The 17,801-nt window shown below is 43.2% G+C and carries 32 protein-coding genes; all 32 read left to right on the plus strand.

Annotated elements, in window-relative coordinates:
* Positions 1–281: 281 nt before the first annotated feature.
* Positions 282–1,547 (plus strand): group II intron reverse transcriptase/maturase, encoded by a 1,266-nt coding sequence (ltrA, locus tag ACY8DX_RS00645; RefSeq protein WP_049670210.1) that lies wholly within the window; start codon positions 282–284, stop codon positions 1,545–1,547.
* 332 nt (positions 1,548–1,879) lie between these two features.
* Positions 1,880–2,542, plus strand: coding sequence for a hypothetical protein (locus tag ACY8DX_RS00650; protein WP_462406040.1), 663 nt, complete (start codon positions 1,880–1,882; stop codon positions 2,540–2,542).
* The gene (locus ACY8DX_RS00655) at positions 2,539–3,927 is read left to right on the plus strand and encodes an efflux RND transporter periplasmic adaptor subunit (protein WP_462406041.1); all 1,389 of its coding nucleotides are present in this window, start codon (positions 2,539–2,541) and stop codon (positions 3,925–3,927) included. Before ACY8DX_RS00650 ends, ACY8DX_RS00655 begins: the two co-directional genes overlap by 4 nt.
* 433 nt (positions 3,928–4,360) lie before the next feature.
* Positions 4,361–4,669, plus strand: coding sequence for a 30S ribosomal protein S10 (rpsJ, locus tag ACY8DX_RS00660; protein WP_049672546.1), 309 nt, complete (start codon positions 4,361–4,363; stop codon positions 4,667–4,669).
* Positions 4,670–4,716: 47 nt separating this feature from the next.
* On the plus strand, positions 4,717–5,346 hold the full coding sequence (rplC, locus tag ACY8DX_RS00665; protein ID WP_049672545.1) for a 50S ribosomal protein L3: 630 nt from the start codon (positions 4,717–4,719) through the stop codon (positions 5,344–5,346).
* 26 nt (positions 5,347–5,372) lie between these two features.
* A complete protein-coding gene (gene rplD, locus ACY8DX_RS00670; protein ID WP_049672544.1) occupies positions 5,373–5,999 on the plus strand; it encodes a 50S ribosomal protein L4 in 627 nt (208 codons plus the stop codon).
* Positions 5,999–6,283, plus strand: a complete 285-nt coding sequence (rplW, locus tag ACY8DX_RS00675) for a 50S ribosomal protein L23 (RefSeq protein ID WP_049672543.1) — start codon at positions 5,999–6,001, stop codon at positions 6,281–6,283. Before rplD ends, rplW begins: the two co-directional genes overlap by 1 nt.
* A 27-nt stretch (positions 6,284–6,310) precedes the next feature.
* Complete coding sequence (gene rplB, locus ACY8DX_RS00680) at positions 6,311–7,141, plus strand: 50S ribosomal protein L2 (protein WP_049672542.1); 831 nt, start codon at positions 6,311–6,313, stop codon at positions 7,139–7,141.
* A 60-nt stretch (positions 7,142–7,201) separates the two neighbouring features.
* Positions 7,202–7,480 (plus strand): 30S ribosomal protein S19, encoded by a 279-nt coding sequence (gene rpsS / locus ACY8DX_RS00685; RefSeq protein ID WP_049672541.1) that lies wholly within the window; start codon positions 7,202–7,204, stop codon positions 7,478–7,480.
* Between the two features lie 21 nt (positions 7,481–7,501).
* The gene (gene rplV / locus ACY8DX_RS00690; RefSeq protein WP_049672540.1) at positions 7,502–7,843 is read left to right on the plus strand and encodes a 50S ribosomal protein L22; all 342 of its coding nucleotides are present in this window, start codon (positions 7,502–7,504) and stop codon (positions 7,841–7,843) included.
* Positions 7,844–7,846: 3 nt separating this feature from the next.
* On the plus strand, positions 7,847–8,503 hold the full coding sequence (gene rpsC / locus ACY8DX_RS00695) for a 30S ribosomal protein S3 (RefSeq protein ID WP_049672539.1): 657 nt from the start codon (positions 7,847–7,849) through the stop codon (positions 8,501–8,503).
* Between the two features lies 1 nt (position 8,504).
* A complete protein-coding gene (gene rplP, locus ACY8DX_RS00700) occupies positions 8,505–8,933 on the plus strand; it encodes a 50S ribosomal protein L16 (RefSeq protein ID WP_049672538.1) in 429 nt (142 codons plus the stop codon).
* Positions 8,930–9,130 (plus strand): 50S ribosomal protein L29, encoded by a 201-nt coding sequence (rpmC, locus tag ACY8DX_RS00705; RefSeq protein ID WP_049672537.1) that lies wholly within the window; start codon positions 8,930–8,932, stop codon positions 9,128–9,130. Before rplP ends, rpmC begins: the two co-directional genes overlap by 4 nt.
* A gap of 18 nt (positions 9,131–9,148) precedes the next feature.
* Positions 9,149–9,412, plus strand: coding sequence for a 30S ribosomal protein S17 (gene rpsQ / locus ACY8DX_RS00710; protein WP_049672536.1), 264 nt, complete (start codon positions 9,149–9,151; stop codon positions 9,410–9,412).
* A 44-nt stretch (positions 9,413–9,456) separates the two neighbouring features.
* A complete protein-coding gene (gene rplN / locus ACY8DX_RS00715; protein ID WP_049672535.1) occupies positions 9,457–9,825 on the plus strand; it encodes a 50S ribosomal protein L14 in 369 nt (122 codons plus the stop codon).
* A gap of 41 nt (positions 9,826–9,866) precedes the next feature.
* Positions 9,867–10,178, plus strand: coding sequence for a 50S ribosomal protein L24 (rplX, locus tag ACY8DX_RS00720; RefSeq protein ID WP_049672534.1), 312 nt, complete (start codon positions 9,867–9,869; stop codon positions 10,176–10,178).
* 26 nt (positions 10,179–10,204) lie between these two features.
* Positions 10,205–10,744: a 50S ribosomal protein L5 gene (rplE, locus tag ACY8DX_RS00725; protein ID WP_049672533.1), complete on the plus strand. Its 540-nt coding sequence runs from the start codon at positions 10,205–10,207 to the stop codon at positions 10,742–10,744.
* 24 nt (positions 10,745–10,768) lie between these two features.
* Positions 10,769–10,954: a 30S ribosomal protein S14 gene (gene rpsN, locus ACY8DX_RS00730; protein WP_053591330.1), complete on the plus strand. Its 186-nt coding sequence runs from the start codon at positions 10,769–10,771 to the stop codon at positions 10,952–10,954.
* Between the two features lie 29 nt (positions 10,955–10,983).
* Positions 10,984–11,382 (plus strand): 30S ribosomal protein S8, encoded by a 399-nt coding sequence (gene rpsH / locus ACY8DX_RS00735; RefSeq protein ID WP_049672532.1) that lies wholly within the window; start codon positions 10,984–10,986, stop codon positions 11,380–11,382.
* 33 nt (positions 11,383–11,415) lie between these two features.
* On the plus strand, positions 11,416–11,952 hold the full coding sequence (gene rplF, locus ACY8DX_RS00740) for a 50S ribosomal protein L6 (protein ID WP_049672531.1): 537 nt from the start codon (positions 11,416–11,418) through the stop codon (positions 11,950–11,952).
* Between the two features lie 31 nt (positions 11,953–11,983).
* Positions 11,984–12,346 (plus strand): 50S ribosomal protein L18, encoded by a 363-nt coding sequence (gene rplR / locus ACY8DX_RS00745; protein WP_049672530.1) that lies wholly within the window; start codon positions 11,984–11,986, stop codon positions 12,344–12,346.
* A 23-nt stretch (positions 12,347–12,369) separates the two neighbouring features.
* A complete protein-coding gene (gene rpsE / locus ACY8DX_RS00750; protein ID WP_049672529.1) occupies positions 12,370–12,870 on the plus strand; it encodes a 30S ribosomal protein S5 in 501 nt (166 codons plus the stop codon).
* A gap of 13 nt (positions 12,871–12,883) precedes the next feature.
* Positions 12,884–13,066: a 50S ribosomal protein L30 gene (rpmD, locus tag ACY8DX_RS00755; RefSeq protein ID WP_049672528.1), complete on the plus strand. Its 183-nt coding sequence runs from the start codon at positions 12,884–12,886 to the stop codon at positions 13,064–13,066.
* A 33-nt stretch (positions 13,067–13,099) separates the two neighbouring features.
* Positions 13,100–13,540, plus strand: coding sequence for a 50S ribosomal protein L15 (gene rplO / locus ACY8DX_RS00760; protein WP_049672527.1), 441 nt, complete (start codon positions 13,100–13,102; stop codon positions 13,538–13,540).
* The gene (secY, locus tag ACY8DX_RS00765; RefSeq protein ID WP_049672526.1) at positions 13,540–14,832 is read left to right on the plus strand and encodes a preprotein translocase subunit SecY; all 1,293 of its coding nucleotides are present in this window, start codon (positions 13,540–13,542) and stop codon (positions 14,830–14,832) included. Before rplO ends, secY begins: the two co-directional genes overlap by 1 nt.
* A 56-nt stretch (positions 14,833–14,888) precedes the next feature.
* Entirely contained in the window at positions 14,889–15,542 is a 654-nt protein-coding gene (locus ACY8DX_RS00770; protein ID WP_462406042.1) for an adenylate kinase, read from the plus strand.
* On the plus strand, positions 15,539–16,285 hold the full coding sequence (gene map / locus ACY8DX_RS00775) for a type I methionyl aminopeptidase (protein ID WP_049672524.1): 747 nt from the start codon (positions 15,539–15,541) through the stop codon (positions 16,283–16,285). The genes ACY8DX_RS00770 and map overlap by 4 nt, the downstream gene beginning before the upstream one ends.
* Positions 16,286–16,301: 16 nt before the next feature.
* Entirely contained in the window at positions 16,302–16,607 is a 306-nt protein-coding gene (locus ACY8DX_RS00780; protein ID WP_049672523.1) for a KOW domain-containing RNA-binding protein, read from the plus strand.
* Positions 16,607–16,825 carry a translation initiation factor IF-1 gene (gene infA / locus ACY8DX_RS00785; protein ID WP_040372572.1) on the plus strand — a complete coding sequence of 73 codons (219 nt, stop codon included), beginning with the start codon at positions 16,607–16,609 and terminating at the stop codon, positions 16,823–16,825. Before ACY8DX_RS00780 ends, infA begins: the two co-directional genes overlap by 1 nt.
* A 38-nt stretch (positions 16,826–16,863) precedes the next feature.
* On the plus strand, positions 16,864–16,977 hold the full coding sequence (gene rpmJ, locus ACY8DX_RS00790; RefSeq protein WP_017473641.1) for a 50S ribosomal protein L36: 114 nt from the start codon (positions 16,864–16,866) through the stop codon (positions 16,975–16,977).
* 23 nt (positions 16,978–17,000) lie between these two features.
* Positions 17,001–17,366 (plus strand): 30S ribosomal protein S13, encoded by a 366-nt coding sequence (gene rpsM / locus ACY8DX_RS00795; protein WP_049672522.1) that lies wholly within the window; start codon positions 17,001–17,003, stop codon positions 17,364–17,366.
* 22 nt (positions 17,367–17,388) lie between these two features.
* Complete coding sequence (rpsK, locus tag ACY8DX_RS00800) at positions 17,389–17,778, plus strand: 30S ribosomal protein S11 (protein WP_049672521.1); 390 nt, start codon at positions 17,389–17,391, stop codon at positions 17,776–17,778.
* The last annotated feature ends 23 nt before the right edge of the window (positions 17,779–17,801 follow it).

The raw sequence follows: 17,801 nt of genomic DNA on the forward strand, positions 1-17,801 counted from the left end.
TCTGATGGAGATGTGAAGTACCCTTCATAACCTGTCTAGTGATAGGCAGCTGAACCATCAGAAGTCAGCTGAGGTCATAGTACGAATCGGTCTAGAACGATTCGGAAGGACCGAACAATCAAGAGAGAATAGCCCTTGGCATTCAGTCTGTCATGATGACCATAGAAAACGTAAGAGACCTCACGAGAAGAAGGATGCGGTGAATCCCGCAGGGGACTTCCCGGAGGATGGAGTGACGGCTGGCATAAGAAGATAAGCTATTCACGGAAGGAAGAAACGAGATGCTTTTGAATCAAATCCTGTCACGGGAGAATATGCTTCTCGCATTAAAGCGAGTCGAAAAGAATAAAGGAAGTCATGGAGTAGATAAGATGCCCGTACAAAACCTACGTCAGCACTTAGTCGAAAATTGGTCTTCCATCAGAGAAGCTATTCTGGAGGGAACCTACGAACCGATGCCAGTCCGAAGAGTCGAAATCCCGAAACCTGATGGCGGCTTCCGGCTACTGGGAATCCCTACCGTGACAGACCGTTTGATTCAACAGGCGATAGCCCAAGTGGTATCGAAGATATACGACCCCATGTTCTCCGAACATAGTTATGGCTTCCGACCAAACCGGAGTGCCCATGACGCTGTACGGAAGGCGAAGGGCTACATCCAAGAAGGATACAGATGGGTAGTAGACATGGACTTGGAGAAGTTCTTTGACAAGGTCAATCATGACCGACTAATGAGCACGTTGGCAAAGAGAATCGATGAGAAACCTCTATTGAAACTAATTCGCCGGTATTTACAAGCTGGAGTGATGATCAATGGAGTGGTTACCAGTATGGAGAAAGGAACTCCTCAGGGAGGTCCCCTAAGCCCCTTACTTTCAAATATTGTCCTAGATGAATTGGATAAAGAATTAGAAAGCCGGGAACATCGATTCGTACGCTATGCGGATGATTGCAATATCTACGTGAAATCCAAGCGTGCAGGTGAACGAACCTTGGCCAGCATTCAACGACTCATTGAGGGGAAGCTCCGATTGAAAGTGAATGAGAAGAAGTCAGCGGTAGGCCGACCTTGGAAACGTAAGTTTCTGGGGTTTACTTTCGCATCGACGAAAGAGCCAAAAATTCGCATCGCAAAAGCGAGCATCCAGCGAATGAAGGAGAAGGTCCGGAAAATCACTTCCAGGAAGATGCCTTACCCAATGGAATACCGGATTCAGAAACTGAACCAGTATCTAACCGGATGGTGTGGATACTTCGCGTTAGCCGATACGAAGGCTATTTTTGGATTGTTGGATAAATGGATACGCAGAAGGTTGCGAATGTGCTTGTGGAAGAACTGGAAGAACCCAAAGGCGAAGATAAGGTACCTCATGAACCTAGGTGTTCCGAAAGGAAAAGCTTATGAATGGGGGAACAGTCGGAAAGGCTATTGGCGTATCTCGAAAAGTCCAATATTACACAAAGCCCTCGGCAATACCTATTGGTATTCCCAAGGGCTCAAAAGTCTACAAGGTCGGTATGAAACCTTGCGTCATCAACTTGATTGAACCGCCGTATACGGGACCGTACGTACGGTGGTCTGAGAGGTCGGGGGTTAGTCGCCCCCTCCTACTCGATTATGGCTGTGATATAGATAGTGGTTAATAGTAGAATACTGCCCGCCATCATTATAGGCCAGGACTAGCTGGCAGGGGGAGAACCCCGCTGTTCCCTGGCTGCCTCATTGGTTTATCCACTTGCAATGAAAAACTATAATTAAGAATAACAAAGCTTTTTATATAGAAAATGGACAGTATTTCGGTCAGGCTATAACTTTCTCCAAAGAAAAAATTGAGATACAATAGCATAGAAGGTTAATTTTGGATTATGGAGGACCGCAATGCTAGAGACCATTCGATCAGCATTTAACCCTTATCAATATAAAAGGGAAATACGACAGCCGATGACAGTTAGGAAGTACAGCCTTTATTTCACCGGTCTCATTCTCTACAGTTTTTTGCTCGCTGGGTTCAGTGGATTTTTCGGAGTGGGGAGTGAATCCTTTTCGGTCCTGATGGAACAGACAGCCGAAGGAAGGTGGGAAACAGCAAAAGGAATCTTCATGCTAGGTAAGGCCACGGCAGGAATCCTGTCTCCTTTATGCTTTACACTCTTTTTTACTGTGCTCATTTGGCTGGTCTTTGAGGAGCTCGATTTTGGGACTGTATGGCGTATGCAGTTGATGCCGATGATGATCATCCTATTTGGGAATACGGTCGACTTGGTGGTTTCCATTCTGCTCCGTGTGCCTGAGTACTCTTCACCGCTTGGGTTTGGAATTATCGCGCAATCACTGACAAGTCAGACTTTCTGGATCATGCTTGGGGCTGAGGTGACCATCTTTATGATTTTATCCGGATGGAGCCAATTTAGCTTGCTAAGAAAGACATATGGCTTTGAAGGGAGAAGAGTCCTGCTAATCGTGATTCTTTCTTGGGTTATTTACATACTTTTTAATAGTGCAACAAGCACACTTATTCATACGATGAAGGTGAATCTATGAGACGTAAATATTACATGCTGGCAGCTTTACTTATTATTCTCTTCGTAACAGTCAATATGTTCCTGTTAGAGGATAACAAGGATATAGATCGGACAGTACTCATTTCTAAACCAATTGCTGCTAAGGAGAAAACATTAAAGAAAACATTCGGAACAGAGGGTGTGGTTGAGTCTTCCTCCGTTACATATGTTTACGTTGAAAAGGATAAGGGTGAGATTCAGTCTATATTAGTGGAGGAAGGTCAGTACATAGAAGAAGGCACACCTCTTGTAGAATATAGGAATGATTCAGCGAAGGTTGAAATTGAATCATTGGAGCAGGCAAACGCTGAACTGGAATTGGAGAAGGAGAAACTTCTCGAGGACAGAACAGTCCTTGAAGAGGAGTTGAGCGAGACTGAATCTCTCCCGGATATTGATGGAGAAGAGGAGGGGGATGAGCATGTACATCCTTCTTATGATCAAACTCGCCCTATTCAATATGAAATCAATAATATCGATTACAGTGTAAAGCAAATTGAGTTAAAGCAAGCAAATAACCAAGCGAAGATTGACCACCTGAAGGATGTTTCTTCAGAAATAGTTATAGAGAGTGAAGTTACAGGGATCATCACAGAGGTGCATGGTGAAAGAAGAGCTGACGGTGACCCCATCTTGACGATTGCATCTAGCAACCCTCTATGGGCAGTTGCTTATGTGGATGAAGAACATATACATAAGGTCGAGCCTGGACAAACTGTCCTGCTATATCCTGAGTTTATGAAAGCAAACCGAGTCTTCGGAAATATCATTGATGTGGGAGCATACCCTGAGAAGAAAGATGGCGCAGATGGTCAAAGTCTGTACCCTGTAACCATTGAGATTGAGGAGGGAGAAGCAGAAGAAGGGGAGCTGGCAGAGGATTCAGCAGATGACAATCAAGTAGAGGAACCTGAAGTACTTGAAGAAGAGTTTGAGGGGGAAGACGATGCTGAGGGAGGAACAGATGAGCTAGCAGTGCCATCTGATGAATCAGATGAGGATGCTGCCGAATCCCAAACTGCCTCTCTTCGTATAGGAGCACATATGAACGCGGATATCACATTAGCAGAGCTGACAGGACCTACCATACGGGATGATGCAGTAAGATATAATAAAGCTCTCGTACTACAGAAAGGGAAGCTGAAGCAGCAGAATGTTGTTATCGGGCTTCATGCTGATAAGCAATATGTGATTAAAAAGGGCTTGAAGAAGGGGCAGCCGCTGCTCAGGGAAGCTGATCTCACGATTAAAACAGGAACAAGCTATATTACGGCCGCTGACTGGGATTCTCTTACGAAGAAACGTATGAAGCAATTTACCGGCAAGGAGTTCTCCTTATTGTATCTGCATGGATTACTTCGATAAGCTATGTATTATAGAAGAAACTCGTTTTTGAAGCTTGGTTATTTAGCAGCTAAGAGGTCTGTATCCTATGGATGCAGACCTTTTTGTGTAGTAATCAGCCATTAATTCTCCGTGCAGATACAAGCTTACAGTGTAGCAAAACCTCACTGATGGAATCCTCTAATCGCCCTTACTTAGTAGAATGTTGGAAAGCACTTCAGATAACTTGATATTGAGGTTATGAGCATGTATACTTAAAAAAGTGTTGAGACCGAAAAGAATATTTAGCTATTGCATATTCGATAAACATTAGGTATAATAGACAATGTTGGTCTTTTCATTGCGATGATGTGGAAGGTTGCTGACACACCCGGCCGCTTTGCCATGGCGAGTGTGTGAGGAGATTTCCGCGGAGAATGTCTATTACAAAATAGGCGATAAAGGAGGGAAAATAATGGCAAAACAAAAGATTCGCATCCGTTTAAAAGCTTACGATCACAGAATCCTTGATCAATCTGCTGAGAAAATTGTAGAAACTGCAAAACGTTCTGGTGCAGCCGTTTCAGGTCCGATTCCACTTCCGACTGAAAGAAACGTATACACTATCCTACGTGCGGTACACAAATACAAAGATTCTCGTGAGCAATTCGAAATGCGCACGCACAAACGTCTAATCGACATTGTGAATCCTACACCACAAACTGTAGATTCTCTAATGCGTTTAGATTTGCCATCTGGCGTCGATATCGAAATCAAATTATAATCGCTTGAACAAATAAAACAAACAATATTTACAGGAGGTGTGACGAAATGACCAAAGGAATCTTAGGAAGAAAAATTGGTATGACTCAAGTATTTGCTGAGAACGGTGAACTTATCCCGGTAACAGTTGTTGAAGCAGTACCTAACGTTGTTCTTCAAAAGAAAACTGTCGAAAACGACGGTTACGAAGCAATCCAGCTTGGTTTCGAAGATCTTCGCGAGAAGCTCGCTAACAAGCCGGAAAAAGGACACGCTGAAAAAGCAAACACTGCTCCTAAGCGCTTCACTCGCGAATTCCGCGATGCAGACCTCAACACTTACGAGGTAGGTCAGGAAGTCAAAGTTGATATTTTCGCAGAAGGCGAAATCGTAGATGTAACAGGAATCTCGAAAGGTAAAGGTTTCCAAGGACCAATCAAACGTCACGGCCAAGCTCGTGGACCAATGGCTCACGGATCCCGCTACCATCGTCGTCCTGGTTCAATGGGACCAGTTGCTCCAAACCGCGTATTCAAAGGCAAAAAACTTGCTGGACGTATGGGTGGAACTCAAATCACTGTACAAAACCTTCAAATCGTTAAGGTTGATGCAGAACGTAACGTAATCCTTATCAAAGGTAACGTTCCTGGACCTAAAAAAGCTTTACTAAAAATCAAAACTGCGGTTAAAGCGAACTAATCTAACGAGAAAGGAGGAAAATTGCAATGCCGAAAATTGCTCTTTTAAACCAAAGCGGCGCTCAAGTTGGCGATATCGAGCTTAACGAGTCCGTATTTGGCATCGAACCAAATGAGAACGTAGTAACTGAAGCAATCCTTATGCAAAGAGCATCTTTGCGTCAAGGTACACATAAAGTGAAAAACCGCTCTGAAGTAAGCGGCGGTGGCCGTAAACCATGGCGTCAAAAAGGAACTGGTCGTGCCCGTCAAGGCTCTATCCGTTCACCACAATGGCGTGGCGGTGGTGTTGTTTTCGGACCTACACCAAGAGGTTATGCTTACAAACTTCCTAAGAAAGTACGTCGCTTAGCGATTAAATCTGTTCTTTCTGCGAAAGTAAACGAAGAAAACATCATTGTTCTTGATGCTTTGAGCTTTGAAGCGCCAAAAACAAAAGAATTCACAGCTGTATTAAAAGGCTTGAATACTGAAAACAAAAAAGCGTTAATCGTTACTGCTGATGTAGACGAAAACGTAGCATTATCTGGCCGCAACATTCCTGGAGTAACTGTTGTTGAAGCAAACGCGATCAACGTACTAGAGGTTGTTGGACATGAGAAATTAATCATGACTAAAGCAGCTGTTGAAAAAATAGAGGAGGTGCTTGGATAATGGAAGCACGCGATATTATTAAGCGCCCCGTGATCACAGAGTTCTCAGCTGACATTATGGCTGATAAGAAATACACTTTCGAAGTTGACGTTAGAGCTAACAAAACTCAAATCAAAGATGCTGTACAAGAAATCTTTGACGTAAAAGTTGAGAAAGTTAACGTTATGAACTACAAAGGTAAATTCAAACGCATGGGTAGACATGCTGGATATACAAACAAACGCCGCAAAGCGATTGTTACGCTAACTGCTGATAGCAAAGAAATCGAATTCTTCGAGGCTTAATTTTAAAAGAAAAGGAGGGAACACAACATGGCGATTAAACATTACAAACCTACCAGCAATGGTCGTCGCGGAATGACTACTTCCGATTTCGCTGAGATCACTACAGACAGACCGGAAAAATCATTGCTTGCACCTTTACACAAAAAGGGCGGCCGCAACAACCAAGGTAAGTTAACTGTTCGTCATCAAGGTGGCGGCCACAAGCGCCAATACCGTATCATCGACTTCAAACGTGATAAAGATGGCATTCCAGGACGCGTTGCTACTATCGAGTACGATCCAAACCGTTCTGCTAACATTGCATTAATCAACTATGTTGATGGGGAAAAACGTTACATTATTGCTCCGAAAAACTTGGAAGTAGGCATGGAAATTATGTCTGGTTCTGAAGCGGACATCAAAGTAGGTAACGCTCTTCCATTAATAAACATTCCAGTGGGTACAGTTATCCACAATATCGAGTTGAAACCTGGTAAAGGAGGACAATTAGTCCGTTCTGCAGGAACTTCTGCTCAAGTATTAGGTAAAGAGGGACGTTACGTTCTTGTACGTCTTAACTCTGGAGAGGTTCGTATGATTCTTTCTACTTGCCGCGCTACAATCGGTCAAGTGGGTAACGAACAACACGAACTTATCAACATCGGTAAAGCCGGTCGTTCTCGTTGGTTAGGCAAACGCCCTACTGTACGTGGTTCTGTAATGAACCCAGTTGATCACCCACACGGTGGTGGTGAAGGTAGAGCACCTATCGGACGTAAATCTCCAATGACACCTTGGGGCAAACCTGCTCTTGGTCTTAAAACTCGTAAGAAAAAGAACAAAACAGACAAGTTTATCGTTCGTCGTCGTAAAAAATAACGCGGTTGTACTACGGTTCGATAACAGAACCGTAGGGCAATCACGAAGGGAGGCACAATCATGGGTCGCAGCCTAAAAAAAGGACCATTTGTTGACGATCATCTCATGAAGAAGGTTGAAGCATTGAACGAGACTGACAAGAAGCAAGTTATCAAAACTTGGTCACGCCGTTCTACAATCTTCCCACAATTCATCGGACATACAGTTGCTGTATACGATGGACGCAAACACGTACCAGTTTATGTTACGGAAGACATGGTAGGCCACAAGTTCGGTGAATTCGCACCAACTCGCGCTTACAAAGGTCATGCCGGAGACGATAAGAAAACAAGACGTTAATCCAGAGAGGAGGCATAAATTATGCAAGCAAAAGCTGTTGCAAGAACAGTTCGTATTGCTCCTCGTAAAGCTCGTTTAGTACTAGATCTAATCCGAGGTAAGCAAGTAGGTGAAGCAATTGCTATTCTTAACTACACTCCGAAAGCAGCTTCTCCAGTTATCGAAAAAGTATTGAAATCTGCTATGGCAAATGCAGAACACAACTACGATATGGACGTTAATACACTTGTTGTTTCTGAAGCATACGCAAACGAAGGACCAACACTTAAACGTTTCCGTCCTCGTGCTATGGGTCGCGCAAGCGCAATTAACAAACGCACAAGCCACATCACAATCGTTGTATCAGAAAAGAAGGAGGGATAATCCGTGGGTCAAAAGGTAAATCCGGTCGGTATGCGTATCGGGATCATCCGTGATTGGGAATCCAAATGGTTCGCAGACAAAGACTACGCAAAACTTTTGCACGAAGACCTTAAAGTACGTGAGTACATTATGAAGCGTCTTAACGATGCATCTGTTTCTAAAATCGAAATCGAACGTGCTGCAAACCGCGTGAACATTTCTATCCACACTGCGAAGCCTGGTATGGTTATCGGTAAAGGTGGTACTGAAGTTGAAGCGCTTCGTAAAGCACTCAACCAATTAACTGAAAAACGTGTTCATATCAACATCATCGAAATCAAGAGAGCTGATTTGGACGCTAAACTAGTAGCGGAAAATATCGCGCGTCAATTAGAAAACCGTGTATCTTTCCGTCGTGCACAAAAACAAACAATCCAACGTGCAATGCGCGCTGGTGCAAAAGGTATCAAAACTCAAGTATCTGGACGTTTAGGCGGAGCAGATATCGCCCGTGCTGAACACTACAGTGAAGGAACTGTTCCACTTCATACTCTTCGTGCTGACATCGACTATGCTACAGCAGAAGCGGACACAACTTACGGAAAGCTTGGAGTAAAAGTATGGATCTATCGTGGAGAAGTCCTTCCTGCTAAGAAGAAGTCTGTGGAAGGAGGAAAATAATATGTTATTGCCTAAACGCGTAAAACATCGCCGTGAACACCGCGGAAAGATGAGAGGCCGTGCTAAAGGCGGTACTGAAGTTGCATTCGGTGAATTCGGTTTACAAGCTCTTGAAGCTTCTTGGATCACAAACCGTCAAATCGAAGCTGCACGTATCGCGATGACTCGTTATATGAAACGTGGCGGTAAAGTTTGGATCAAAATTTTCCCTCACAAGCCTTACACTGCAAAACCTTTAGAAGTACGTATGGGTTCCGGTAAAGGGGCGCCTGAAGGATGGGTTGCAGTAGTAAAACCAGGTAAAATTATGTTCGAAATTGCTGGAGTATCTGAAGAGGTAGCTCGTGAAGCACTTCGACTAGCATCACACAAACTTCCTGTAAAATGTAAGTTTGTAAAACGTGAAGAAATTGGTGGTGAAGCAGAATGAAATCTAATGAGATCCGTGATTTAACCACTGCCGAAATAGAACAAAAACTTAAAGCACTCAAAGAAGAGCTTTTCAACCTTCGCTTCCAGCTTGCTACTGGACAATTGGAAAACCCAGCGCGCATTCGTGAAGTTCGTAAAGCGATTGCTCGTATGAAAACAGTTGTACGTGAAAGAGAGCTCGGCGTAAACAATTAATGAGAGGAGGTTCACATAATGAGTGAACGCAACCAGCGCAAAGTATACACTGGCCGTGTTGTTTCTGACAAAATGGATAAGACGATCACAGTTGTCGTTGAAACAAAGAAAACACATCCTTTGTATGGCAAACGCGTGAAATACTCCAAAAAATACAAAGCTCATGATGAAATGAATGAAGCAAAAGTTGGCGATATCGTTAAAATTATGGAAACTCGCCCGTTATCCGCAACTAAACGTTTCCGTTTAGTGGAAGTTGTAGAAAAAGCGGTTATCATTTAATATAAAAGTTTCGGATTAAGTAATTCCGAAGGGAGGTTACGCAGATGATTCAACAGGAATCTCGTTTGAAAGTAGCTGACAACTCTGGTGCTCGTGAAGTACTTACAATTAAAGTTCTCGGTGGTTCTGGTAGAAAGACAGCTAACATTGGTGATGTAATCGTATGTACGGTCAAACAGGCAACACCAGGAGGCGTTGTTAAAAAAGGTGACGTTGTGAAGGCAGTTGTTGTTCGTACTAAACGCGGCGTTCGTCGTACAGATGGTTCTTACATTCGCTTCGACGAAAATGCATGCGTGATTATTCGTGATGACAAGAGCCCTCGTGGAACACGTATTTTCGGACCAGTTGCTCGTGAACTACGCGACAACAACTTCATGAAAATCGTTTCATTAGCTCCTGAAGTTCTTTAATAAACGGTTGTATAGAGAAAGATCAAGGAGGTGCGAATCTCGTGCATGTAAAAAAAGGTGATAAAGTTATCGTCATCTCTGGCAAGGATAAAGGTAAACAAGGCGTAGTGCTTGAAGCATACCCTAAAAAAGACCGCGTTCTTGTTGAAGGTGTAAACATTGTTAAGAAACACGCTAAACCTTCCCAAGCGAATCCACAAGGTGGTATCTTCGATCAGGAAGCAGCGATTCATGTTTCCAACGTTATGATTATTGACCCTAAAACTGGGAACCCTACCCGCGTAGGATACCAAACAGTTGACGGCAAAAAAGTACGTGTAGCAAAAAAATCAGGTGAATCCTTAGATAAATAAGTCATAAACGAAGGGAGGTACAACAAATGAACCGCCTTAAGGAAAAATATCAAAAAGAAATCACTCCTGCTCTTATGAGCAAGTTTAACTATAGTTCTGTAATGCAAGTACCAAAACTTGAGAAAATCGTTGTGAATATGGGTGTCGGCGATGCTGTTCAAAACGCGAAAGCATTGGATGTAGCTGTAGAAGAATTAGCAACGATCACTGGTCAAAAACCAGTTGTAACAAAAGCTAAAAAATCTATCGCTGGTTTCCGTCTTCGTGAAGGTATGGCAATCGGTTGTAAAGTAACTCTTCGCGGTGAGCGTATGTATGAGTTCCTTGACAAATTAATTTCCGTATCCTTACCACGTGTACGTGACTTCCGTGGAATCTCCAAAAAAGCATTCGACGGACGCGGTAACTACACACTAGGTGTTAAGGAACAGCTGATTTTCCCTGAAATCGACTACGATAAAGTAAACAAAGTTCGAGGCATGGACATTGTTATCGTAACGACTGCTAACACTGACGAAGAAGCTCGTGAGCTTCTAGGTCAATTCGGAATGCCATTCCAAAAGTAATCGCTAAATAAGGGAGGCGAAAAAGTGGCTAAGAAATCAATGATCGTGAAACAACAACGTACACCGAAGTTTAAAGTACAAGAGTACACACGTTGCGAACGTTGTGGTCGTCCGCATTCTGTATACCGCAAATTTAAACTTTGCCGTATTTGTTTCCGTGAACTAGCATATAAAGGACAAATTCCAGGCGTTAAAAAAGCTAGCTGGTAAAACCCGAAACCGGGAAGGAGGTTATCATTGTGGTAATGACAGATCCAATTGCAGATTTGCTAACTCGCATTCGTAATGCGAACATGGTTCGTCACGAGAAATTGGAAGTTCCAGCTTCCAAAATGAAAAAAGATGTTGCTGAGATCTTGAAACGTGAAGGCTTCATCCGTGACGTAGAATTCATCGAAGATAATAAACAAGGTATCTTGCGTATCTTCTTAAAATACGGCGCTAACAATGAGCGCGTAATCACTGGTATCAAACGTATCAGTAAACCAGGTCTTCGTGTATACGCTAAAGCAGACGATGTTCCACGCGTATTAAACGGACTAGGTATTGCAATCGTGTCTACTTCTCAAGGTGTTATTTCTGATAAAGAAGCACGCGCTAAGAAAATTGGCGGAGAAGTAATCGCGTACGTATGGTAATAAACATTTCACTTATGAATGGAGGTGCACGAAATGTCCCGCGTAGGTAGAAAACCTGTAGAAATTCCAGCTGGAGTTACAGTTACATTGAACGGTCATACAGTAACTGTTAAAGGACCAAAAGGTGAATTGACTCGTACTTTTCACTCTGATATCGAAATTAAAGTAGAAGATAACAACGTAGTTGTAAACCGTCCAAGCGATGAGAAGCTTCATCGTTCATTGCACGGAACTACACGCGCTATTATCGCAAACATGGTTGAAGGTGTCTCTAAAGGATTCGAAAGAAACCTTGAGTTGATTGGTGTCGGATATCGTGCTCAAAAACAAGGTAAAAAGCTTGTATTGAATGTAGGATATTCTCACCCAGTAGAGATCGAACCAGAAGAAGGAATTGAAATCGAAGTTCCTGCTAACACAAAAATTAGTATCAAAGGTACTGACAAAGAGCGTGTTGGCGCATTAGCTGCTAACATCCGCGATGTACGTCCACCAGAACCTTACAAAGGTAAAGGTATTCGTTACGAAGGCGAACATGTTCGTCGTAAAGAAGGTAAAACAGGTAAGTAAGGCCCTAAAGCTTAGGAAAGGAGTGTCGTAAATGATCACGAAGGCTAACAAAAACGCTACTCGTAAGAAAAGACATGCACGTGTTCGCGCTAAGCTCGCTGGCACTGCTGCTCGTCCGCGTTTGAATGTTTTCCGATCCAATAAGCACATTTACGCACAGCTTATTGATGATGCTAATGGTGTTACATTGGCTAGTGCATCAACTCTTGATAAAGAAATTAGCCTTGACGCCACAAGCAATGTGGATGCAGCTAAAGCAGTTGGCGCATTAATCGCTAAACGCGCTGTAGAAAAAGGCGTTTCCGAAGTAGTTTTTGACCGTGGAGGATACCTTTACCACGGACGCATACAAGCACTTGCAGATGCTGCACGTGAAAACGGATTACAATTCTAATAGATAAAGGAGGGACATATTAGATGCGTCGCATTGATCCAAATAAATTAGAACTAGAAGAACGCGTAGTTACGGTTAACCGCGTTGCTAAAGTAGTAAAAGGCGGACGTCGTTTCCGTTTCACTGCTCTAGTAGTAGTAGGAGATAAGAACGGCCATGTAGGATTCGGTACTGGTAAAGCTCAAGAGGTACCTGATGCAATCCGCAAGGCTATCGAGGATGCGAAGAAAAACTTGGTGACTGTACCAATGGTTGGAGTTACAATTCCTCACGAAGTTATCGGACGTTTCGGATCTGGTGAAATCCTAATGAAGCCAGCTTCTGAAGGTACTGGAGTTATCGCTGGTGGCCCAGTTCGTGCGGTACTTGAATTAGCAGGTATTGCTGATATCCTTTCCAAGTCTCTTGGCTCTAACACACCAATCAATATGGTTCGTGCTACTATTGATGGTATCAAGCAATTGAAATCCGCTGAAGAAGTGGCTAAATTGCGTGGTAAGTCAGTAGAGGAACTGTTAGGATAAGGAGGGAAATCAAATGGCAAAGAAATTGGAAATTACCCTCACGCGTAGTTTAATCGGCCGTTCCGAAGACCAACGCGTAACAGTGAATACTCTTGGTCTTAAGAAAATGCACCAAACTGTAGTGCATAACGACAACGATGCTATTCGCGGTATGATCAACAAGGTTTCACACCTTGTAACTGTTAAAGAAATTTAATGCTAACTAACGTTGATATAAGGAGGTGCCAGCATGAAACTTCACGAATTAAAACCTGCAGAAGGTTCTCGTAAAGCGCGCAAACGTGTAGGTCGCGGTATTGGTTCTGGTCACGGTAAAACCGCTACTAAAGGTCACAAAGGTCAAAATGCCCGCTCTGGCGGTGGTGTTCGCCTTGGATTTGAAGGGGGTCAAACTCCTCTATTCAGACGTTTGCCAAAACGTGGATTCACTAATATTCATCGTAAAGAATTTGCAGCCGTAAACCTAGAAAAGCTTAACCGCTTTGAAGATGGTACTGAAGTAACACCTGAATTGTTAATCGAAACAGGTGTTGTGAAAAGCGAAAAAGCAGGAATCAAAATTCTTGCTAAAGGTAATGTAGAGAAAAAGTTAACTGTAAAAGCTCATAAATTCTCTGCTGCTGCAAAAGAAGCGATTGAAGCCGCAGGCGGTAAAACTGAGGTGATTTAATGTTCCGTACATTACGTAATTTCATGCGAGTGAAAGATATCAGGAACAAAATTCTCTTCACTCTTGCTATGCTAGTAATTTATCGCATCGGCACCTTCATCCCGGTTCCGGGTGTGAATGCTGAGATACTCAATATGAGCGATCAGTTAAGCGTTTTTGGAGTTCTTAACTTCTTCGGAGGCGGAGCTCTTAGCAACTTTTCTATTTTAGCGATGGGTATCATGCCGTATATCACGGCATCGATCATCATCCAGCTCTTGCAGATGGATGTTGTCCCTAAATTCGCTGAATGGTCTAAGCAAGGTGAGGTTGGACGGCGTAAATTAGCTCAGTTTACCCGCTATGGAACGATTGTGCTTGGATTTATCCAAGCTCTCGGTATGTCATACGGTTTTAACAACATGGCTAATGGAGCTTTGATAGAAAACCCAGGAATTACGACGTATCTGTTGATTGCAACAGTATTAACAGCCGGTACCGCATTCTTATTGTGGCTCGGTGAACAAATCACATCTAATGGTGTTGGAAATGGGATTTCGATCATTATCTTCGCAGGTATTGTTTCCGCAATCCCTTCTACACTTAACCAAGTATATGCAACAATGTTCGAAGATGCTGGTGATGCTCTGTTCCTAAACATTGTTATTGCAGTCTTGATTGTTTTGGCAATCATCGCAATCATTGTTGGAGTTATCTTCATTCAGCAAGCAAACAGAAAAGTACCTATCCAATATGCGAAGCAGGTTGCTGGCAAAGGCCCGGTTGGTGGACATAATACTCACTTGCCTTTGAAAGTTAACTCTGCTGGTGTAATACCGGTAATCTTTGCTGTTTCCTTCATTATCACTCCACCGACGATCGCCTCTTTCTTCGGAGAGAACAGTGTGACGACGTGGATCACGAATACATTTGATTACACTCGCCCGGTTGGGATGATTCTCTACATTGCTTTGATCATTGCTTTCTCCTATTTTTATGCTTTCATTCAAGTTAACCCGGAACAGCTGTCCGAGAACTTGAAGAAGCAGGGAGGATATGTACCAGGAATTCGTCCGGGTAATGCCACTCGGGAATACTTTACTCGCGTATTGTACCGATTGACTTTCGTCGGGGCGCTATTCCTTGCATTTATTGCTATACTTCCGGTACTATTTACTAAGTTGGCTGACCTTCCGTCTTCTGCCCAAATTGGCGGAACAAGTCTTCTGATTGTAGTAGGTGTCGCCTTAGATACAATGAAGCAATTAGAATCACAGTTAGTGAAGAGACATTACAAAGGATTTATTAAATAAAAGGTTTCGGGGACATTTATGCTCCCCAAGCCTATTATTGTTTAGGGGGAAAAAGTGTGAATCTTGTATTAATGGGACTGCCAGGCGCCGGTAAAGGCACTCAAGCAGAAAGAATAGTAGAAGAATACCATATCCCTCATATCTCTACTGGAGATATGTTTCGGGCAGCAATGAAGGATGAAACTCCGCTTGGTCTTGAGGCGAAATCCTATATGGATAAAGGCGAGCTTGTTCCTGATGAAGTTACCATCGGAATTGTACGCGAGCGTTTAGCTAAGGATGACTGCCAAAAAGGATTCTTGCTTGATGGATTCCCTCGTACAGTTGCTCAAGCTGAAGCACTTGAAGCGCTTCTCGCTGAAATGGATCGGCAATTAGACTATGTCATTAATATAGAAGTAGATAAAAGCATACTAATGGAGCGCTTGACAGGCCGACGCATCTGCAAGGCATGCGGTGCTACTTACCATCTAGTATTCAATCCTCCAGCCAAAGAAGGCGTGTGCGACCGCTGTGGGGGAGAGTTGTACCAAAGAGCGGATGACAACGAGGCAACGGTTCAGACCCGTCTCGATGTTAACATTCAACAGTCGCAGCCACTGATTACCTTCTATGAAGGAAAAGGTTATTTACGAAATCTTGACGGACAGCAACCGATTGAAAAAGTCTTCGCGGATATAGAAGAGCTGCTCGGGAGCTTGTCTCGATGATCATTTGTAAAACCCCACGCGAGATTGCGATCATGCGTGAAGCCGGCCGTTTAGTTGCGCTCACACACCAAGAGCTGCAAAAATATATTCAGCCTGGCATTACTACAAAGGAATTGGATGCAATCGCAGATGAGTTTATCTGCAAACATGGTGCAATTCCGTCCTTTAAAGGGTATAATGGTTTTCGTGGCAGCATTTGTACATCCGTTAATAACGAGCTTGTACATGGCATTCCTGGTAAAAAAACATTGAAGGACGGCGATATAATCAGTATTGATATAGGCGCTAAGCTCAATGGTTATCACGGTGATTCAGCATGGACTTATCCTGTTGGAGAAATCGATGATGATACTAGGAGACTGCTTCAAGTAACAGAAACGTCCCTTTTTAAGGGGATTTCGGAAATAAAGCCAGGCCAACGTCTCTCTAATATCTCACATGCTATTCAAACATATGTCGAGGAAAACGGCTTTTCTATAGTAAGAGAGTATGTCGGACACGGAATCGGTCAAGACTTACATGAAGCACCGCAATTGCCGCACTTTGGCCCGCCTAATAAAGGTCCAAGGCTGAAGCCGGGAATGGTGATTTGTGTGGAGCCAATGGTCAATGCCGGCAGCCGCTACGTCCAGACGTTGTCGGATAACTGGACGGTGGTCACGGTTGATGGCAGGAATTGTGCCCATTTTGAGCACACCGTTGCGATTACCGAAGAAGGCTATGAAATCTTAACGTTAGTTTAATTGTAGGTGATCTTGATTGATCCATGAGGAAAGATCTCCCCGGTTGGGACAATTTGTGCGTGTCACTCAAGGCAGGGACACAGATCAATATGCCATCGTTGTGAGAATTGCTGATGAAAAGTTTGTTTGGATCGCTGACGGTGACAGGCGTAAGTTTGATCGCGCGAAGCGAAAGAACATGCTTCATTTGCATTTTTATGAAGCTCATTCTCCTGAGGTGGAGAATAGCTTAGGGGAAACAGGTCGCGTCACGAACGGAAAACTCCGTTACGCATTGACATATTTTTTGAAAAGCCTAGAGAAGAAGGGAGAAGAACTGTAATGGCAAAAGATGATGTTATTGAAGTTGAGGGTACAGTTACTGAGACTTTACCAAACGCTATGTTTAAAGTGGAATTAGAGAATGGCCATACTGTCCTTGCTCATGTGTCCGGCAAAATTAGAATGCACTTCATTCGAATTCTGCCTGGTGACAAAGTGACGGTTGAGCTATCTCCTTATGACTTAACCCGCGGAAGAATAACGTATCGTTTTAAATAATCTCGGTTGCACTCCGCATTTTATAAGGAGGGAAAACAATGAAAGTCAGACCATCAGTAAAACCAATCTGCGAAAAATGTAAAGTTATCCGTAGAAACGGTAAAGTAATGGTTATTTGTGAAAACCCAAAGCATAAGCAAAAACAAGGGTAATAATAAAGGAGGTGCGCATATAAATGGCACGTATTGCTGGAGTAGATATTCCTCGTGACAAACGAGTTGTTATTTCTTTAACTTATATTTTCGGTATTGGCAGACCAACTGCTGAAAAAGTTCTTGCAGAAGCTGGTGTTTCTCAAGATACTCGCGTACGCGATCTTACTGAAGACGAGTTGAACAAAATCCGTGAAATCATCGACGGTTACAAAGTAGAAGGTGACCTTCGCCGTGAAGTTTCCCTTAACATCAAACGTCTAATGGAAATCGGATGCTACCGTGGACTTCGCCACAGAAGAGGACTTCCTGTTCGTGGACAAAACACGAAAAACAACGCTCGTACTCGTAAAGGCCCACGTAAAACTGTAGCTAACAAGAAAAAATAATAAGTGAGGAGGTTTTGTCGACATGGCACGCAAAACGAATACACGCAAACGTCGCGTGAAAAAGAACGTAGAATCTGGTATCGCCCACATTCGTTCTACTTTTAATAACACTATCGTTACTATTACTGACGCACACGGAAATGCGATTTCTTGGTCTAGTGCTGGTGCACTTGGCTTCAGAGGTTCCCGTAAGTCAACTCCGTTCGCTGCTCAGATGGCAGCAGAAACTGCAGCTAAAACATCAATGGAACACGGTATGAAAACTTTAGAAGTAACTGTAAAAGGACCTGGTTCTGGTCGTGAAGCAGCTATCCGTGCTTTACAAGCAGCTGGTCTTGAAGTTACAGCTATTAAAGATGTAACTCCAGTTCCTCATAATGGTTGCCGCCCACCAAAACGCCGTCGTGTGTAATTTTGTTTGAATAGATTTTATAT

Source organism: Gracilibacillus sp. Marseille-QA3620, assembly GCF_054950035.1.

Bases quoted from the DNA above. Each gene is read 5' to 3' on its own strand.
- rplN (WP_049672535.1), top strand. From the start codon at position 9,457: ATGATTCAACAGGAATCTCGTTTGAAAGTAGCTGACAACTCTGGTGCT.
- infA (WP_040372572.1), top strand. From the start codon at position 16,607: ATGGCAAAAGATGATGTTATTGAAGTTGAGGGTACAGTTACTGAGACT.
- rpsE (WP_049672529.1), top strand. From the start codon at position 12,370: ATGCGTCGCATTGATCCAAATAAATTAGAACTAGAAGAACGCGTAGTT.
- rplB (WP_049672542.1), top strand. From the start codon at position 6,311: ATGGCGATTAAACATTACAAACCTACCAGCAATGGTCGTCGCGGAATG.
- rpmC (WP_049672537.1), top strand. From the start codon at position 8,930: ATGAAATCTAATGAGATCCGTGATTTAACCACTGCCGAAATAGAACAA.
- ACY8DX_RS00650 (WP_462406040.1), top strand. From the start codon at position 1,880: ATGCTAGAGACCATTCGATCAGCATTTAACCCTTATCAATATAAAAGG.
- rplR (WP_049672530.1), top strand. From the start codon at position 11,984: ATGATCACGAAGGCTAACAAAAACGCTACTCGTAAGAAAAGACATGCA.
- rpsM (WP_049672522.1), top strand. From the start codon at position 17,001: ATGGCACGTATTGCTGGAGTAGATATTCCTCGTGACAAACGAGTTGTT.
- rpmJ (WP_017473641.1), top strand. From the start codon at position 16,864: ATGAAAGTCAGACCATCAGTAAAACCAATCTGCGAAAAATGTAAAGTT.
- rplO (WP_049672527.1), top strand. From the start codon at position 13,100: ATGAAACTTCACGAATTAAAACCTGCAGAAGGTTCTCGTAAAGCGCGC.
- rplE (WP_049672533.1), top strand. From the start codon at position 10,205: ATGAACCGCCTTAAGGAAAAATATCAAAAAGAAATCACTCCTGCTCTT.
- rplP (WP_049672538.1), top strand. From the start codon at position 8,505: ATGTTATTGCCTAAACGCGTAAAACATCGCCGTGAACACCGCGGAAAG.
- ACY8DX_RS00655 (WP_462406041.1), top strand. From the start codon at position 2,539: ATGAGACGTAAATATTACATGCTGGCAGCTTTACTTATTATTCTCTTC.
- rplC (WP_049672545.1), top strand. From the start codon at position 4,717: ATGACCAAAGGAATCTTAGGAAGAAAAATTGGTATGACTCAAGTATTT.
- rplF (WP_049672531.1), top strand. From the start codon at position 11,416: ATGTCCCGCGTAGGTAGAAAACCTGTAGAAATTCCAGCTGGAGTTACA.
- rpsQ (WP_049672536.1), top strand. From the start codon at position 9,149: ATGAGTGAACGCAACCAGCGCAAAGTATACACTGGCCGTGTTGTTTCT.
- secY (WP_049672526.1), top strand. From the start codon at position 13,540: ATGTTCCGTACATTACGTAATTTCATGCGAGTGAAAGATATCAGGAAC.
- rplV (WP_049672540.1), top strand. From the start codon at position 7,502: ATGCAAGCAAAAGCTGTTGCAAGAACAGTTCGTATTGCTCCTCGTAAA.
- ltrA (WP_049670210.1), top strand. From the start codon at position 282: ATGCTTTTGAATCAAATCCTGTCACGGGAGAATATGCTTCTCGCATTA.
- rpsK (WP_049672521.1), top strand. From the start codon at position 17,389: ATGGCACGCAAAACGAATACACGCAAACGTCGCGTGAAAAAGAACGTA.
- rplD (WP_049672544.1), top strand. From the start codon at position 5,373: ATGCCGAAAATTGCTCTTTTAAACCAAAGCGGCGCTCAAGTTGGCGAT.
- rplW (WP_049672543.1), top strand. From the start codon at position 5,999: ATGGAAGCACGCGATATTATTAAGCGCCCCGTGATCACAGAGTTCTCA.
- rpsJ (WP_049672546.1), top strand. From the start codon at position 4,361: ATGGCAAAACAAAAGATTCGCATCCGTTTAAAAGCTTACGATCACAGA.
- rpmD (WP_049672528.1), top strand. From the start codon at position 12,884: ATGGCAAAGAAATTGGAAATTACCCTCACGCGTAGTTTAATCGGCCGT.
- map (WP_049672524.1), top strand. From the start codon at position 15,539: ATGATCATTTGTAAAACCCCACGCGAGATTGCGATCATGCGTGAAGCC.
- rpsS (WP_049672541.1), top strand. From the start codon at position 7,202: ATGGGTCGCAGCCTAAAAAAAGGACCATTTGTTGACGATCATCTCATG.